The following is a 14,739-nucleotide window of genomic DNA, read 5'->3' on the forward strand; positions in this document are numbered from 1 at the left end:
GCCGCCGCCAGCGGGCGGCGGCGACGGTCCCGGCGGTCACCGCCCCCGCGAACGCCAGCCACGGCAGCAGGACGCCGAGCACGACGAGCAGGCCGCGCAGCGTCACCACGAACGACTGCCATCCGACGGCCAGGCCCCCGAGGAACGACGTGGGTCCCGGGGACGAGGCGGGCACGGCACCCGGCCCGACGAGCTCGACCGTGAGCGTCGACAGCGCGACCGCGTCGGCGAGGCGTGCACGCTGCGACTGGAGCTCCTCGAGCCGCGTCTGCCGCTCGGTCAGCGCGTTCTCCGCGGCGACGACGTCCTCCGTGGTCGTGGTGCGTGCGAGGAGGTCGGACATGCGCGCGACCGACAGCTCGAGCCCGCGGATGCGCGCGTCGAGGTCCTGCGCGGCGGCGGTGACGTCCTGCGCGTCGAGGTCGATCTCGTCGATCCGGCCGAGCTCCCGCAGCGCGTCGACGGTGGCCGACACCTCGTCCGCGGGCACGCGGATCGTCAGCGCCGCGGAGCCCGCCCGCTCCTGCGACGCCGCGTGCTCGGACCGGGAGTCGACCCGCCCGCCGCTGCGCTCCGCGAGGTCAACGACCGCGTCCGCGGCGGTGCGTGGGTCGTCGACCGTGAGCCGCAGGACGCCGGTCTGCACGACCTGCCGCTCGCTCTCCGCGGCGTCGGCGTCGCCCGCTGCCACGTCGCCCGGTGCCGCGACGCCCCCGTCGACGGCAGCCCCGTCACCGCCCGCGGACCCGACCTCGGACTGCGCGCCGTCGGCGGCCTGGTCGCCGGCGCCGCCGCCCGAGCACGCGGTCAGCAGCACGGCGGCGGTCGCGACCGAGGCGCCGAGGACGGCCCAGCGGCGAGGGGAGCGTCGGTCCCGGGTGGCGGTCATGGCGGCGACGCTAGGGCGCCACGACGTGCTGCGGGGGCGCGGTGTCCCGATCGTGACGCGGCGGGCCGGATGTGGCCGGATCGTGACGTGCTCGTCACCGGATCGGGGCCCTGACCTGTGCAAGGAAGGGCGCGGCTCTCACACCGGCGCGTCGGTGCGGCAGGCCTCACAGGGCGTAGGCGCGCGACGTCCACAGGTGGATCGCCGCGTAGGCGCGCCAGGGGCGCCAGTGCGCGGACGCGGCCTCGACGGCAGCCGTCGAGTCAACGCCGAGCGCGCGCCGCAGCACGACGTCCCCCGCGGGCAGCGCGTCCCGGTCGGCCAGGACCCGCAGCGCGAGGTACTCGACGGTCCAGGGGCCGACCCCGGGGAGCGCGAGCAGCCGCCGACGTGCCTCGACCGGGTCGGCACCGGGGTGCAGGTCGAGCCCGTCGGCGAACGCCTTGGCGACCGCGCGCAGCGACCGCGCCCTGGCGTGCGTGATCCGGACGGTGGACTGGATCTCGGCCGGGTCGAGGTCGGCCAGGTCGTCCGGGCGCGGGAACGCGAGCAGCCCGTCGGGGCCCGGGCGCCCCCAGGCGGCGGCGAGCCGCCCGCCGAAGGTCCGGGCCGCGGCCAGCGACACCTGCTGCCCGAGCACGGTCGTCACGGTCGCCTCGAAGCCGTCGAGGTGGCCGAGGACACGCAGGTGCGGCCGTCGGCGCGCGAGCGGCCCGACCACGGCGTCCTGCGCGAGGACGTCCGCGACCGCGTCGACGTCGTCGTCCAGGCCGAACCACCGACGCGCGACGTCGTCGAGCACCGTCGTCGGGGCGGCGCCGCGCACGACCACGTGGCCGTCGTGCAGGTCGGCGGCGACCGGCACGAGCCGCGTGCCGACGGGGACGAGGCGACAGACGGTGCTCCCGTCGACGGTCTCGACGCCCGGGACGGCGTGGGCGCGCAGGGACGCGAGGAGGGGCGCGGGGTCGACCGCGGCGTGCACGGTCCACGCGTGCGGCGGCCCCAGTGGCGGCAAAGCGGTCACCGCGTGACTGTAGAAGAGAGCACCGACATGGGGTCGAGTGCTGCTGGACGTCCGTCTGAGGTGCGCGCCACGCCAAGCAGTGGTCAAATGGTCTCAGCCGATCCTCCGACGCAGCCGGGGTTCGGCCATCTGCGGATCACGACCGCGAGTCGAGGGCCCAGGCGAGAGCAGGGCCGCCCGTCAGGGTTCAGGAGTGCGCCACGCCTCGTGCCGGCGAGACGCCTCTCGAGCGCCCCGCCCCCGTACGTCGGGGGCGGGGCGCCTGCTTGTCGGCACCCCGGCACGACCTGCCCGGCGCCGTCCGCCCGGCACCGTCCGCCCGGCACCGTCCGCCCGGCACCATCCGCCCGGGACGAGGCGCCTACGCCGGACCGCTCGGCCACGCCACCACCCTCCGCGACCCGCGTCAGGACGCCGCTCGAGCCGGCGCCGCGCGCCCTGCGCAGGTGCGTCCGCGCCCGCCCTCCTACGCTGGCGGGATGCCGCCGACCCTGCCGACCGCGGCCCTGCGCCCCCGCCTGACCGTCCCCGCCCCCGACGCCACGCCCGCTCCCGACGAGTCCGTCGTCGAGGAGGTGGGCAACGTCGTCGGTCCCGTGCTCGCCGTCGCGGCGGGCGTCGTCGCCGCGTACCTCCTCGCGATGCTCGTGGGCGTGCTCGTCCGGCGCCTCGCGCGCCGCTCGGCCGTCGCGGCCGACCTGACCCGGCGGTCGCGCCGCCCCACCCGGGCCGTGCTGCTCGTCGTCGGCGTCTGGGTCGCGCTGCGGCTCAGCACCGAGCCCGCGCCGTGGCGCGTCACCGTCGAGCACGTGCTGCTCATCCTGCTGATCGTCACGCTCGCGTGGCTGGTCGGGAGCCTCGCGTTCGTGCTCGAGGACGCCGCGCTCGCGCGGTACCGGATCGACGTCGAGGACAACCGGCGCGCCCGGCGCGTGCGCACGCAGGTGCAGCTGCTGCGCCGCATCACCGTCGCCGTGCTCGTGGTCTGCGCGATCGCGGCGATCCTGCTGACCTTCCCGTCGGCGCGGACGTTCGGCGCGAGCCTGCTCGCGTCGGCCGGGCTGCTGTCGATCGTCGCGGGCCTCGCTGCCCAGAGCTCGCTCGCCAACCTGTTCGCCGGGATGCAGCTCGCGTTCACCGACGCGATCCGCGTCGACGACGTCGTGGTGGTCGACGGCGAGTGGGGGCGGATCGAGGAGATCACCCTCACGTACGTCGTCGTGCACGTGTGGGACGACCGGCGCCTCATCCTGCCGTCGACCCACTTCACGACGACGCCGTTCGAGAACTGGACCCGACGCCAGGCCGACCTGCTGGGCACCGTCGAGCTGGACCTCGACTGGGAGGTCCCGGTCGACGCGATGCGCGCCGAGCTGACCCGGCTGCTCGAGGCGACGGACCTGTGGGACGGCCGTGTCGGCATCCTCCAGGTCACGGACGCGGTCGGCGGAGCCGTGCGCGTCCGGGTGCTGGCGAGCGCGCGCGACGCCCCCACGCTGTTCGACCTGCGGTGCTACGTGCGCGAAGGGCTGGTGGGCTGGCTCCAGCGCGAGGCACCCGAGGGCCTGCCGCGCACGCGCTGGGAGGCGCGGGGCCCGCTCGCCGAGCCGCCCGACCGACGCGGCGACGCACGGCCCGACGACCGCGCACGGCCCGACGACCGCGCACGGCCCGACGACCGCGCACGGCAGGACGACCGCGCACGGCAGGACGACCTCACGCGGCCCGTCGACCTCACGCGGCCGGACCAGCCCGCACCGGACGACGGCTCCCCGCGCACGCGCCGCGAGCGCGCCCGGGACACCGTCGAGGACACGCTCCTCATGCCACCGGCCGCGCAGGACGCGCGCCTGTTCACGGGCAGCATCGAGGCGCTCGAGCGCTCGCGGTCGTTCCAGGGACCCGGTCAGGACGTGTTCGACGAGCGCGAGCAGCACGCGGAGGAGACCGACCCGGGGACGTGCGGGTGACGCGGTCGGGCGACGGGCAGGTCGTCGTCCGGCCGGTGACGCACGAGGGTGTCGTCGCGCACGTGGTGGGGCGGGTTCCCGACGGCGGGCGACGGGTGGTCGTGGTGGACGGTGCCGCGGCGACAGCGCCCGGTGAGCTCGCCGATGCGCTCGTCGCGCCGCTGCGCGCGGCGGGCCGGGCGGCGGTCCGGGTGCGCGTCGTGGACTTCCTGCGGCCCGCGTCGCTGCGGCTCGAGCACGGGCGGCACGACCCCGACGCGTACCTCGAGGACCGCGTGGACGTCGGAGCGCTCGAGCGGGAGGTGCTGACGCCGTTCGTCGCGTCGGGCCGCTACCTGCCGACGCTGTGGGACCCGGTGACGGACCGGGCGACGCGGGCGCCGTACGCGCAGGCGCCCGACGGTGCGGTCCTCGTCCTGGACGGCGACCTGCTGCTGGGGCTCGGCCTGGCCGCCGACCTCACGGTGCACCTCGCGGTGCGGCCCGCGACGCTCGTGCGGCGCACGGCCGACGTCGACGCGTGGACCCTGCCGGCGGTCGACCGCTATGCCGACGAGGTCGCGCCGGAGGACGTCGCGGACGTCGTCGTCCGCGTGGACGACCCGGCGCACCCGGCGCTCGTCGACCGCGGTCGCTGACCGGCGTGCCGTGCCCGCCCCGCGCACGCGGATGCGGACCGGCGCGGCGACCGGTCAGCCGAGCGCGGCGGTGAGTCGACCGGTCAGGCGCAGCACGGCGTCGCGCAGGTCGGGCGGCCCGACGACGCGCAGCGGCACGCCGAACAGCGCGGACATCGCCGCGAGCCCGTCCCACGACCACGCACCCTGCACGAGCCGCGTCCGGCCGCCGCCGAGGTCCTCGACGACCGCGCCCCGGCCGGCCCAGCGGCGCACGTCGTCGGCGGGCATCTCGAGCTCGACCTCGCCGACGCACGGCCACGGCACCGCCTGCCCGAACTTGTCGGCGACGTACGCGGCGACGTCGCCGCCGGGCAGGTCGCGCGGCGCGAACCGCGGACCGGTCGGCGTGCGCGGCGTCATCCGGTCGACGCGGTAGGTGCGCCAGTCGGCGCGGTCGAGGTCCCACCCGACGAGGTACCAGCGGCCGCCCCACGTGACGAGGTGGTGCGGCTCCGCCTTGCGCGGCGGGACGAACGCGTCCGGGTGGCCGCTCTCGGACGAGCCGCCGCCCTCGGACGAGCCGCCGGCGTAGTCGAACCGCAGCACCTCCCGCGCGCGGACGGCGGTGCCGACGGCGAGCAGCACGTCGGCCGCGACCTGCGGCTGGTCGCGGCGCGGAGCGCGCGCGACGGCTGTGACCTGGAGGGCGTCGGCGGCGGTGCGCAGCCGGGCGGGCATGACCTGGCGGACGGTGGTGAGGGCGCGCAGCGCGGCCTCGTCGACGCCCGCGATCCCGGTGGACGCGGTCCGCAGCGCGACGACGAGCGCCACGACCTGCTCGTCGTCGAGCAGCAGCGGCGGCATCTGGCTCCCGGCGTCGAGCCGGTACCCGCCGTCGGGTCCCTTGGTGGCGTGCACGGGGTAGCCGAGGTCGCGCAGGCGGTCGACGTCGCGCCGCACGGTGCGCGGGCTGACGCCGAGCCGGTCGGCGAGCACGTCGCCGGGCCAGTCGCGGCGGGACTGCAGCAGCGACAGCAGGGACAGCAGGCGGGCGGACGGCGTCGACATCTGCTCAGACTGCCACGAGGTAGCGGACAGGATCTGACCGCTATCGCCGGAAGCATGGGTGACGTACCGATCCGGACGACAGGGGAGAGGCCCATGATCCGCACCCGCGGGCTCACGAAGGACTTCGTGGTCAGCCGCACCGAGACCGTGCACGCCGTGCGCGGCATCGACCTGGACGTCGCGCCCGGCGAGCTCGTCGCCGTGCTCGGCCCGAACGGCGCCGGCAAGACGACCACGATGCGCATGCTCACGACGCTGATCCGCCCGACCGCCGGCACCGCGACCGTCGCGGGCGCCGAGATCACCACGGACCCCGCCGCGGTCCGCCGCAGCATCGGCTACGTCGGGCAGGGCAACGGCGCCGGGCACGTGCAGCGCGCCGCCGACGAGATCGTCGCGCAGGGCCGCATCTACGGGCTCGACGCGCGCACCGCGCGCCGCCGTGCGGACGACCTGCTCGACGCGCTCGACCTGCGCCCGCTCGCGCGCCGCAAGGTGTCGGACCTGTCGGGCGGCCAGCGACGCCGGCTCGACGTCGCACTCGGCCTCGTGCACGCGCCGCGCCTGCTGTTCCTCGACGAGCCCAGCACCGGGCTCGACCCGCAGACGCGCGCGAACCTGTGGGACCACATCCTGCGGCTGCGCGCCGAGCGGGACATGACGATCGTCCTCACGACGCACTACCTCGACGAGGCCGACACGATGGCCGAGCGGGTCGTGGTCGTGGACCACGGGCGCGTCATCGCGGACGACACCGCGGACGGCCTCAAGCGCACCCTCGCGGGCGACCGCCTGGTGCTCGAGGTCGCGGGGGACGACGGCCGGCCCGCGGACGTCGGGTCTGCGGCCGCGCGGCTCGCGGAGCTCGTCGCCCGGGTCCCGGGCGCGCGCGACGTCACCGTCGACCGCTCCGCGGTGAGCGCGCGGGTCGCCGACGCGCCCGCGACGGTCCCCGGCGTCGTCGTCGCCGCGTCCGCCGCGGGGATCACGGTCGCGACCGCACAGGCGATCCGACCCACCCTCGACGACGTCTTCCTCGCGCTCACGGGCCGCAGCCTGCGCGACGAGGGCGCACCCCCCGACTCCACCGGCGCCGACCCGGCCGCCGACCCGACCGCCACCGACCCGCAGACCCGGAAGGACGCCGCATGAGCACCGCCACGCTCACCCCGCCCGTCACCACGTCGACCGCCACGCCGGCCGTCCGGCGCTCGTGGTTCTCCGACGTCTGGCTCGTCATGACCCGCGAGCTCCGGCCCGTCGTCCGTGAGCCGTTCTCGGTCGTCTTCGGCCTGGTCCAGCCGCTCGTCTTCCTCGGCCTGTTCGGGCCGCTGCTCGTCGGGTCGGTGGGGGAGCAGGGCCTGTCCGGCGCGGACGTGTGGCAGTGGTTCGTCCCCGCGATCCTCGTCATGACGACGCTGTTCGGCACGTCGACGACCGGCGCGAACCTGCAGCAGGAGATGCAGACGGGCGCGCACGAGCGGATGCTCGTCACGCCGCTGTCCCGCTCGTCGCAGCTCGTCGGGCGCTCGCTCAAGGAGATGGTGCCGCTCACCGCGCAGGCCGTGGTCGTCGTCCTCGTCATGCTGCCGTTGGGCTTCCGCGCGGACCCCGTCGGGGGCGTCGTCGGGATCGTCATGCTCGCCGTCCTGGGCATCGGCATCGGCTCGCTGTCCTACGCGCTGGCCATCGCCGTCCGCAAGCAGGAGTGGATGTTCTGGGTCGTGCAGCAGACGTTCCTGTTCCCGCTGCTCATCCTGTCGGGGATGCTCCTGCCGCTCGAGACCGGCCCGGCGTGGATGCGGGCCGCGTCGACCGTCAACCCGCTGCGGTGGGTCGTCGACGCCGAGCGTGCGCTGTTCGCGGGCGACCTGTCGGCGACGGCGGTCGGGTGGGGCTGGCTCGCGGCGCTGGCGACGGCGGCCGTCGGTCTGGTCGTCGGGGTGCGCACGATCGTCCGCTCGACGGACTGACCTCACGCACCGCGGCCGCCGCGCGTCTTCCCGTCAGGAGGGCGCGCGGCGGTCGCGTGCCGGGGTGTCGGAGGGAGCGGGCAGGATGAGCGGCATGGGTGTGCGGGTGGTCGAGCGGCCGGACGGGCCGACGGTGCACACGGTCGTCGAGTCCGGCATGGGGCCGGTCACGCTGATCGGCGTCGGCGAGGTGCTCACCGGGCTGCTGCTGCCGTCGACGCGCGAGCGCAACGTGACCGCGTCCGGCGAGCACGGCGACCGCGACGACACCGCGCTGACCGCCGCCCGGTCGCAGCTCACGGAGTACCTCGCGGGTGAGCGCCACGAGTTCGACCTCGACGTCGCGCTGCAGGGCTCGGCGTTCCAAATGCGCGTCTGGGAGGGGCTGCTCCGCATCCCCTACGGCGAGACGTGGTCGTACGGCGCGCTCGCCGCCGACATCGGGTACGACCCGCGCACCTCGTCCCGTGCCGTCGGTGCCGCGAACGGCGCCAACCGCATCGCCGTCGTCGTCCCGTGCCACCGCGTCATCGGCGCGAACGGCACGCTCACCGGCTTCGCCGCCGGCGTCGAACGCAAGCGGTTCCTGCTCGACCTCGAGCGCCCGCCGGTCGCCGCCGACGCGACGCTGTTCTGACGACCCGGCCGACCGGGGCGCGCGAGGATGGCGGCATGACCGCACCCGACGACGACGTCGTCGTCAGCGCCCTCGCCATCAACGTCACGATCCCCGAGCACCTGCAGTGGACCGACGAGCGCCGCGGCGAGGAGTTCCGCCTCCAGACGCTCAACGTGCGCCTGCTCCCGGACGGCACGCTCGCCGCGAAGGCCTACGGCCGACCCGTCGCGGGCGGCCGCGGCGCCTACGTCTCCTTCCACGTCCCGGACCGCCCGGAGCTCCGCGACCTCGTCGCCGCAGCCGCCGACCGCGCCGCCGTCCTCTGGTCGCTGCATCGCGGCCTCGGCTGACGTGCGGCGCACCTCTACCCGGTCGAGCGGGGCCTGTCCACGTCGACGTCATCTCGGGCTGGGGCGCCGGGCCGGTGATGGACCGGGCCCGTCGCGAGGCCGTCCCGCTGTGAGCGGCGTCGACCGCGCGCGCTCCGACGATCGTGTCGCGCACCGGTTGGCCGACCTCGCCCGGATCGGGCGCCTCGTGGCGGCGATCGTCGCCAAGGGGCGCGACGCCTACCTCGACGACGGCGTCGACGGGCAGATCCTGCGCGCCGCGGGTCGCGAGCAGATCGTCGAGGTCGCGACGGTCGTCGAGACGCTCCCGGCAGAGTTCAAGGCGGAGCACCCGGCCGTCGAGTGGGTCAAGGTGCAGCGCATGCGCGACCTCGTCGCGCACCACGACGACACCGTGAACGACGAGTTCGTGTGGGAGACGCTGCGGACGCGGATCCCCGCGCTGCTCGACGACCGGGGCCTCGCGGGCTGAACGCGGGCCGACCGTCAGGAGCGGCGGTGCGCGCCCTCCGGGAAGGCCGGGGACCAGCGGCGGTAGCCGTCGGCGAGGACCACGGCGTCGGCGTCGGCGGTCGCGACGTCCTCCCAGTGCACGAGGAACGTGCCGCGGTGCCGCCACCGCAGCCAGCGGGCCAGGACCGCTGGTGAGCGGACGTCGGAACGCTCGTAGCCGAGGAACGACGTGCCGGTGCGCGGGCTGACGATCAGCCCGTGCACGCGCGGCTGCACGAGGAGCCCGCCGTCGAGCGGCCCGTCGAGGACCAGGCGCATGTCGACGACGAACCCGAGCGGGTCGCCGGACGGCGAACGGACGGGCGTGTCGAGCAGGTCACTCAGGATCATGGCGGCCTCCCGGGATGCGGCCGACCACGTGGTCGCGGACCCACCGCTCGACCCACAGGACGTCGAGGTCCTCGCCCCGGACGCCGAGCCGGACCGTCGTGCCGACGTCGGTGACGTGCCGCCAGAGGATGCGGTGCAGCCGGGACGCGGGCGGTCGGCCGCCGAAGATCCGGGTCGCGAGGACCGGCCCGGACAGGAGCGCGACGACGTGGACGGGGGTGTCGCCCGTGAGCGGGCCGGACGTGCCGGCGGGCGGGGCGAGCTCGAGGTCGTCGACGGTCGCGACCTGGAGGTCGTCGACGTCGAGCGTCTGCCGGTCGAGCAGGTGCAGGCGGGCGTCGAGGACGCGTCCGGCGGGGCGCGGGCCCACCGGGAGCGGCTCGGACGGGTCGTGGGGGAGCGCCGAGCGGCGCACGCGTGGGCTCATGACCCGCCTCCGGTGGCGATGAGCAGCGGGATCGCCGCGAGGGACGCGACGAGGATGATGACGAGGTAGACGAGCGCGAGCGCGTTCGTCGCGCGCCCGTTGACGTGCTTCCCCATGTACTCGGGGTCGTTCGCGACGAGCAGGATCGGCAGGTAGGTGAGCGGCAGCGCGACGGCCGAGAAGACGACGGAGAACTCGGTCACGCGGATCGGGTCGACGCTCGTCATGAGGACGAGGACGGCGACCAGCAGCGCGATGATCATCGTGAGGTGGAACCGTGCGGCGTGCGACGGCCGGCGGTACTTGCCCCACGACCAGCCGAAGAACTGCGCGAGCGTGTACCCCGACGACAGGCCGGTCTCGAGTGCGGCGCCGAACGTCGCGGCGACGATCCCGACGAGGACGACGGCGAGCGCGAGCTTGCCGCCCGCGAGCGCGACGGGCAGCACGATCTGCGACAGCGACGACACCTCGACCGAGCGCGGCAGGAACACGACGGCCGCGCAGGCGGCGATCGCGATCGACAGGACCCCGCCGAACGGGAAGCCCACGAAGACGTTGACGCGCGACTGCGCGACGTCCTTGACGGTCCACCGCTCCTCGCGCGCGCCGGACGAGAAGAAGAACACCTCGTACGGCGTCATCGCGGCGCCGAACAGCGCGATCGCGTAGTACCAGTAGAGCGCGGGCCCCTCGTCGCCGGGCACGGTCGGCGAGAGCGCCTGGTCGGCGAGCTCGGACCAGTCCGGGCCGAGCAGGAACAGCGCGACGGCGAACACGACGAGCGTGAGCCCGAGCAGGCCGGTGACGTTCTCCAGCACCGAGAACTTGGTGCGCCAGATGACGAGCCAGACGGCGAGCGCCGCGACCGGGATCCACAGCCGCGGCTCGACGCTCGACGCGAGCTGCAGCGCGAGCGCGATGCCGCCGACCTCCGCGGTGAGCGTGAGGAGGTTGATGAGGAACGACGCGACGAGGTTCGCGCCGGCCGTGCGGGGTCCGAGGCGCTCGCGGATGATCTCGAACGTCGCGCGCTCGGACACGGCGGCGACGCGGCCCGACATCTGCGCGAACAGGCAGATCCCGATGACGCCGACCACGACGACCCACGCGAGGTTGAGCCCGAACCTCGAGCCCACGACTGCGTTGGTCACGAGGTCGCCGATGTCGAGGAAGCCGCCGATCGCGGTGAGCACGCCGAGCGCGACGCCGAGCAGACGCTTCACGACGCCTGCTCCAGCGCGGTGGTGAGGTCGTCGACGGTCGTCGCGGCGTCGTCGAGCGCGGCCGTCACCTCGTCGACCGAGCCGCCGGCGCCCGTCGCCCACGCGCGCGCCGCCGCGACCGCGGCCTCGGCGTCGTGCACGGCCGCGAGCGCCTCGGCCTGCTGGTCCCTGCCGGGACCGGGTGCGGGGACGAGCGTCGCGACGGCTCCGGCGGCGTCCTGGAGCACGGTGAGCTGGTCGAGCAGCGCCGTGTCGACGGTCGAGGCGGTGGCCCGGTCGCGGTCGAGGAGGTCGGTCGCGACGAGCGCCGTCTGGACCGCGGACGTGACGGGGGCGAGCGCGTCGGCGAGCGCGCGGGCGTCGTCGGCCGACGTCTGCGTCGACGGCACGGCGCACCCGGCGAGCGTGGCCGCGACGAGGAGCGCACCGAGGCCCGCGCGGCGTGGGACCTGCATGGACGCATCGTGACGCCCGGTCGTCGGGGGCGCACGCGGAGCGGTCGGGTGCTCGCCGGTCGGTCGGGTTCGTGCCCGTCGGGCTCGCGTCCGCTCGAGATGCGCCATGCCGCGCACGGTGTGACCGTGGCTGGATGACGACCCCCGACGACACCCCCACCACCCCCGACGACGGCACGCTGCCGCCCGACGACACCAGCACCCCGACGGCCCGGTCCGTCGAGGGCGAGACGCCCGACCCGGACGCCGACCCCGGCATGCTGAACCCGCGGACCGGCGCGTCCGCGTCCGGCGAGGAGGGCACCGGGTACGACGACCCCGACGCCGACCCCGCCAACCTCAACCCGCGGGAGGGCTGAGCATGCGGGCCCTCACCTGGCAGGCCCGCGAGAAGGTGTCGGTCGAGACGGTGGCCGACCCGACGATCCAGGAACCGACGGACGCGATCGTCCGCGTGACGTCGACCGCGATCTGCGGGTCCGACCTGCACCTGTACGGGTTCCTGGGGGCGTACCTCGACAAGGGTGACATCCTCGGCCACGAGGCGATGGGTGTCGTCGAGGCCGTGGGGCCGGGGGTCCAGAGCCTGCGCGTCGGCGACCGCGTCGTGGTGCCGTTCGGCATCGCGTGCGGCACGTGCTTCATGTGCCGCCGCGGGCTGCAGTCGCAGTGCGAGACGACGCAGGTGCACGAGCAGGACAAGGGCGCCGCGCTGTTCGGCTACACGTCGTTGTACGGGAGCGTCCCAGGTGGTCAGGCGCAGTACCTGCGCGTGCCGCAGGCGCACTACGGACCGGTCGTGGTGCCCGACGACGGGGAGCCCGACGAGCGCTACCTGTACCTGTCCGACGTGCTGCCCACGGCCTGGCAGGCTGTCGAGTACGCCGACGTCCCCGCGGGAGGCAGCGTCCTCGTCGTGGGGCTCGGCCCGATCGGCCAGATGGCCGCCCGGATCGCCCGGCACCGCGGCGCGGCGCGCGTGATCGGCGTCGACCTCGTCCCGGAGCGCCTGGACATGGCGCGCCGCCACGGCATCGAGGTGGTCGACGCGCGCGAGGACGTGCTCGAGGCGGTGCGCGAGCTCACCGAGGGCCGCGGTGCGGACGCGGCGATCGACGCCGTCGGCATGGAGGCGCACGGCTCGCCGGTCGCCGCGGGGGCGCAGCGCGCCGCCGTCGTCCTGCCGGACGCGGTCGCGCGGTCGTTCATGGAGAAGGCCGGCGTCGACCGGCTCGCAGCGCTGCGCACCGCGATCCAGGGCGTGCGGCGCGGCGGCACGGTGTCGGTGTCGGGCGTGTACGGCGGTGCGGTCGACCCGTTCCCGCTCATGGACATCTTCGACCGGCAGCTCACCTTCCGGTTCGGTCAGGCGAACGTGCGCCGGTGGACCGACGCGATCCTGCCGCTCGCGGCAGACCCGACCGACCCGCTCGGCGTGCTCGACCTGCGCACCCACCGGGTGCCGCTCGAGGACGCCCCGGCGGCGTACGAGATGTTCCAGAAGAAGGAGGACGGCTGCATCAAGGTCGTCCTGGACCCGGGCGCATGAGCCGAGGCGGGGGCGTGGCATGAGGGTCGTCGTGGTGGGGGCGAGCGGCAACGTGGGGACCGCGGTGCTGCGGCGGCTGCGCGACGACGCGACCGTGACGTCGGTCGTCGGCGTCGCACGCCGCACACCGCGCACCACACCGCCCCCGCCGTACGACGTCGCGTCGTGGGTGCCCGTCGACATCGGGGCGCGCGTGCCCGACGACGAGGTCGTCGCGGCCCTGGCCCGGGCGTTCGCGGGCGCCGACGCGGTCGTCCACCTCGCGTGGGCGATCCAGCCCAGCCACGACCGGCGCCGGCTCGCCGACGTCAACGTCACGGGCACGCGCCGCGTGCTCGAGGCCGCGGTCCGGGCCGGGGTGCCGCACGTCGTGGCCGCGTCGTCGGTCGGTGCGTACTCGCCGGCCCCGGACGACGTCCCGCGGTCGGAGGGCTGGGCGACCGACGGCGTGCGGAGCTCGCAGTACAGCGTCGACAAGGCCGCGCAGGAACGGCTGCTCGACGAGTACGAGGAGACGCACCCCGACCTGGCCGTCGCGCGGCTGCGGCCCGCGCTGATCTTCCAGCGCGCCGCCGGGCACGAGATCACCGGGCTGTTCCTCGGGCCGCTCGTGCCCGAGCGCCTCCTCGGCGGCAAGGTTCCCGTGCTGCCGTGGCCCGCGGGCGTCCGGCTCCAGGCCGTGCACGCCGACGACGTCGGCTCGGCGTACCGCGAGGCCGTCGTGCGCCAGGTGCGCGGCCCGTTCAACATCGCCGCGCCGCAGGTCCTGCACGCCGAGGACGTCGCACGCGTCGTCGGCGGCGAGGACACCCCCGTGCGCGAGGTGCCCGTGCCCGTCGTCCGGGCGGCCCTCGCGACCGCGTGGCACGCGCGCGTCGTGCCGGTCGGCCCGGGGTGGCTCGACATGGCGGTCAACGCGCCGATCCTCGACACGTCGCGCGCCGAGCGCGAGCTCGGCTGGCGCGCGTCGTGGTCCGGCGTCGACGCGCTGCGGGACGTCGTCGAGGGTATGGTCGACGGCGCGGGCACCGCGAGCCCGCCGTTGCTGCCGCGCCGCCTCCCGCGCCGGCGCTGACCACCACGTCGGGCCGTCGCGCCGCGACCTCGTCGGGCAGGATCGACGCATGACGCCTGACCTCGCCCCCGAGCGGCACGTCTACGGCAACCCGGACGCCCCCGTGACGATCCTCGAGTTCGGCGACCTCGAGTGCCCGTACTGCCGGGCCGCCGCGCCCGTGCTCCGGGAGGTCGTCGACACGTCCGACGGGCTCGCCCGGCTCGTGTGGCGGCACTTCCCGCTGTTCGAGGTGCACCCGTACGCGCTCACCGCCGCGCTCGCGTCGGAGGCCGCGGCGAGCGTCGGGCGGTTCTGGGACCTGCACGCGGTGCTCCTCGCGCACCAGGACCGCCTCGCCGAGCCCGACCTGCGCCGGTACGCCCGCGACCTCGGCATCGACCCCGCGCTCGTCGCGGGCGAGGCGGCGCAGGCGTTCGCGCCCGCCGTCGAGTCCGACTACCTCGCCGCGGTCGAGCAGGGTGTCCGCGGCACGCCGACCATCCTCGTCGACGGCGTGGTGCAGGCCGGCAAGCCGCAGGTCGAGACGCTGCGCGCCGCGGTCGTCGCGGCTGCGCGGCGCCGCGGCATCCCCGTCTGACCGCGGCGGCGACGGTCCCGCCGCACGCGCCCGCCCGGCCCCCGGGCGTCGTCCGGTGCGTCCCCGGC

General features: G+C 75.7%; 18 protein-coding genes. 11 read left to right on the plus strand and 7 right to left on the minus strand.

What is annotated here, in order from left to right:
* Both CTKZ_RS05300 and CTKZ_RS05305 read right to left on the minus strand, forming a co-directional pair.
* Positions 1-889 (minus strand): DUF4349 domain-containing protein (locus CTKZ_RS05300; RefSeq protein ID WP_148090461.1); only part of this gene is annotated, 889 nt, incomplete at its 3' end.
* A 166-nt stretch (positions 890-1,055) separates the two neighbouring features.
* A complete protein-coding gene (locus CTKZ_RS05305; RefSeq protein WP_235843355.1) occupies positions 1,056-1,916 on the minus strand; it encodes a DNA-3-methyladenine glycosylase family protein in 861 nt (286 codons plus the stop codon).
* 479 nt (positions 1,917-2,395) lie between these two features.
* Here CTKZ_RS05305 and CTKZ_RS05310 point away from each other — a divergent pair, with 479 nt between their 5' ends.
* Positions 2,396-3,886, plus strand: coding sequence for a mechanosensitive ion channel family protein (locus tag CTKZ_RS05310; protein WP_124341971.1), 1,491 nt, complete (start codon positions 2,396-2,398; stop codon positions 3,884-3,886).
* On the plus strand, positions 3,877-4,524 hold the full coding sequence (locus tag CTKZ_RS05315; RefSeq protein ID WP_235843356.1) for a nucleoside/nucleotide kinase family protein: 648 nt from the start codon (positions 3,877-3,879) through the stop codon (positions 4,522-4,524). Before CTKZ_RS05310 ends, CTKZ_RS05315 begins: the two co-directional genes overlap by 10 nt.
* Before the next feature lie 54 nt (positions 4,525-4,578).
* Here the strand turns inward: CTKZ_RS05315 and CTKZ_RS05320 are convergent, their stop codons facing one another.
* Entirely contained in the window at positions 4,579-5,574 is a 996-nt protein-coding gene (locus tag CTKZ_RS05320) for a helix-turn-helix transcriptional regulator (RefSeq protein WP_124341972.1), read from the minus strand.
* A gap of 93 nt (positions 5,575-5,667) precedes the next feature.
* On the opposite strand from CTKZ_RS05320, the gene CTKZ_RS05325 reads away from it, so the two are divergent.
* From CTKZ_RS05325 to CTKZ_RS05345, 5 genes are all read left to right on the plus strand, one after another.
* Positions 5,668-6,726, plus strand: coding sequence for an ATP-binding cassette domain-containing protein (locus CTKZ_RS05325; protein WP_124341973.1), 1,059 nt, complete (start codon positions 5,668-5,670; stop codon positions 6,724-6,726).
* The gene (locus CTKZ_RS05330; RefSeq protein ID WP_124341974.1) at positions 6,723-7,547 is read left to right on the plus strand and encodes an ABC transporter permease; all 825 of its coding nucleotides are present in this window, start codon (positions 6,723-6,725) and stop codon (positions 7,545-7,547) included. Before CTKZ_RS05325 ends, CTKZ_RS05330 begins: the two co-directional genes overlap by 4 nt.
* Before the next feature lie 94 nt (positions 7,548-7,641).
* Positions 7,642-8,184: a methylated-DNA--[protein]-cysteine S-methyltransferase gene (locus CTKZ_RS05335; protein ID WP_307720286.1), complete on the plus strand. Its 543-nt coding sequence runs from the start codon at positions 7,642-7,644 to the stop codon at positions 8,182-8,184.
* Positions 8,185-8,219: 35 nt separating this feature from the next.
* A complete protein-coding gene (locus CTKZ_RS05340) occupies positions 8,220-8,516 on the plus strand; it encodes a hypothetical protein (protein ID WP_124341976.1) in 297 nt (98 codons plus the stop codon).
* A gap of 109 nt (positions 8,517-8,625) precedes the next feature.
* On the plus strand, positions 8,626-8,988 hold the full coding sequence (locus tag CTKZ_RS05345) for a HepT-like ribonuclease domain-containing protein (protein WP_200829645.1): 363 nt from the start codon (positions 8,626-8,628) through the stop codon (positions 8,986-8,988).
* Positions 8,989-9,002: 14 nt separating this feature from the next.
* Here CTKZ_RS05345 and CTKZ_RS05350 read toward each other — a convergent pair whose 3' ends face one another.
* From CTKZ_RS05350 to CTKZ_RS21410, 4 genes are read right to left on the minus strand one after another with little or no spacing between them, the layout of a single operon-like run.
* Entirely contained in the window at positions 9,003-9,359 is a 357-nt protein-coding gene (locus CTKZ_RS05350; RefSeq protein ID WP_124341977.1) for a PRC-barrel domain-containing protein, read from the minus strand.
* On the minus strand, positions 9,346-9,786 hold the full coding sequence (locus CTKZ_RS05355; RefSeq protein WP_225916667.1) for a hypothetical protein: 441 nt from the start codon (positions 9,784-9,786) through the stop codon (positions 9,346-9,348). The genes CTKZ_RS05350 and CTKZ_RS05355 overlap by 14 nt, the downstream gene beginning before the upstream one ends.
* Positions 9,783-11,012, minus strand: a complete 1,230-nt coding sequence (locus CTKZ_RS05360; protein WP_124341978.1) for an Nramp family divalent metal transporter — start codon at positions 11,010-11,012, stop codon at positions 9,783-9,785. The genes CTKZ_RS05355 and CTKZ_RS05360 overlap by 4 nt, the downstream gene beginning before the upstream one ends.
* Entirely contained in the window at positions 11,009-11,467 is a 459-nt protein-coding gene (locus tag CTKZ_RS21410; protein ID WP_160142835.1) for a hypothetical protein, read from the minus strand. The genes CTKZ_RS05360 and CTKZ_RS21410 overlap by 4 nt, the downstream gene beginning before the upstream one ends.
* A gap of 134 nt (positions 11,468-11,601) precedes the next feature.
* On the opposite strand from CTKZ_RS21410, the gene CTKZ_RS05370 reads away from it, so the two are divergent.
* The 4 genes from CTKZ_RS05370 to CTKZ_RS05385 are packed head-to-tail and all read left to right on the plus strand — an operon-like array spanning position 11,602 to position 14,671.
* Positions 11,602-11,826, plus strand: a complete 225-nt coding sequence (locus tag CTKZ_RS05370; RefSeq protein WP_124341979.1) for a hypothetical protein — start codon at positions 11,602-11,604, stop codon at positions 11,824-11,826.
* A gap of 2 nt (positions 11,827-11,828) precedes the next feature.
* Positions 11,829-13,016, plus strand: a complete 1,188-nt coding sequence (locus CTKZ_RS05375; protein WP_124341980.1) for a zinc-dependent alcohol dehydrogenase — start codon at positions 11,829-11,831, stop codon at positions 13,014-13,016.
* 19 nt (positions 13,017-13,035) lie between these two features.
* A complete protein-coding gene (locus CTKZ_RS05380; protein WP_124341981.1) occupies positions 13,036-14,091 on the plus strand; it encodes an NAD-dependent epimerase/dehydratase family protein in 1,056 nt (351 codons plus the stop codon).
* A gap of 49 nt (positions 14,092-14,140) precedes the next feature.
* Complete coding sequence (locus CTKZ_RS05385) at positions 14,141-14,671, plus strand: DsbA family protein (RefSeq protein ID WP_124341982.1); 531 nt, start codon at positions 14,141-14,143, stop codon at positions 14,669-14,671.
* Positions 14,672-14,739 lie beyond the last annotated feature (68 nt).

The organism is Cellulomonas algicola, from assembly GCF_003851725.1.
GTDB lineage: Bacteria > Actinomycetota > Actinomycetes > Actinomycetales > Cellulomonadaceae > Cellulomonas > Cellulomonas algicola.

What these genes read in the sequence shown, in the direction of transcription:
- CTKZ_RS05310 (WP_124341971.1), top strand. Translation starts at nt 2,396, where the DNA reads ATGCCGCCGACCCTGCCGACCGCGGCCCTGCGCCCCCGCCTGACCGTC.
- CTKZ_RS05320 (WP_124341972.1), bottom strand. Translation starts at nt 5,574, where the DNA reads ATGTCGACGCCGTCCGCCCGCCTGCTGTCCCTGCTGTCGCTGCTGCAG.
- CTKZ_RS05325 (WP_124341973.1), top strand. Translation starts at nt 5,668, where the DNA reads ATGATCCGCACCCGCGGGCTCACGAAGGACTTCGTGGTCAGCCGCACC.
- CTKZ_RS05330 (WP_124341974.1), top strand. Translation starts at nt 6,723, where the DNA reads ATGAGCACCGCCACGCTCACCCCGCCCGTCACCACGTCGACCGCCACG.
- CTKZ_RS05335 (WP_307720286.1), top strand. Translation starts at nt 7,642, where the DNA reads ATGGGTGTGCGGGTGGTCGAGCGGCCGGACGGGCCGACGGTGCACACG.
- CTKZ_RS05340 (WP_124341976.1), top strand. Translation starts at nt 8,220, where the DNA reads ATGACCGCACCCGACGACGACGTCGTCGTCAGCGCCCTCGCCATCAAC.
- CTKZ_RS05350 (WP_124341977.1), bottom strand. Translation starts at nt 9,359, where the DNA reads ATGATCCTGAGTGACCTGCTCGACACGCCCGTCCGTTCGCCGTCCGGC.
- CTKZ_RS05355 (WP_225916667.1), bottom strand. Translation starts at nt 9,786, where the DNA reads ATGAGCCCACGCGTGCGCCGCTCGGCGCTCCCCCACGACCCGTCCGAG.
- CTKZ_RS21410 (WP_160142835.1), bottom strand. Translation starts at nt 11,467, where the DNA reads ATGCAGGTCCCACGCCGCGCGGGCCTCGGTGCGCTCCTCGTCGCGGCC.
- CTKZ_RS05370 (WP_124341979.1), top strand. Translation starts at nt 11,602, where the DNA reads ATGACGACCCCCGACGACACCCCCACCACCCCCGACGACGGCACGCTG.
- CTKZ_RS05375 (WP_124341980.1), top strand. Translation starts at nt 11,829, where the DNA reads ATGCGGGCCCTCACCTGGCAGGCCCGCGAGAAGGTGTCGGTCGAGACG.
- CTKZ_RS05380 (WP_124341981.1), top strand. Translation starts at nt 13,036, where the DNA reads ATGAGGGTCGTCGTGGTGGGGGCGAGCGGCAACGTGGGGACCGCGGTG.
- CTKZ_RS05385 (WP_124341982.1), top strand. Translation starts at nt 14,141, where the DNA reads ATGACGCCTGACCTCGCCCCCGAGCGGCACGTCTACGGCAACCCGGAC.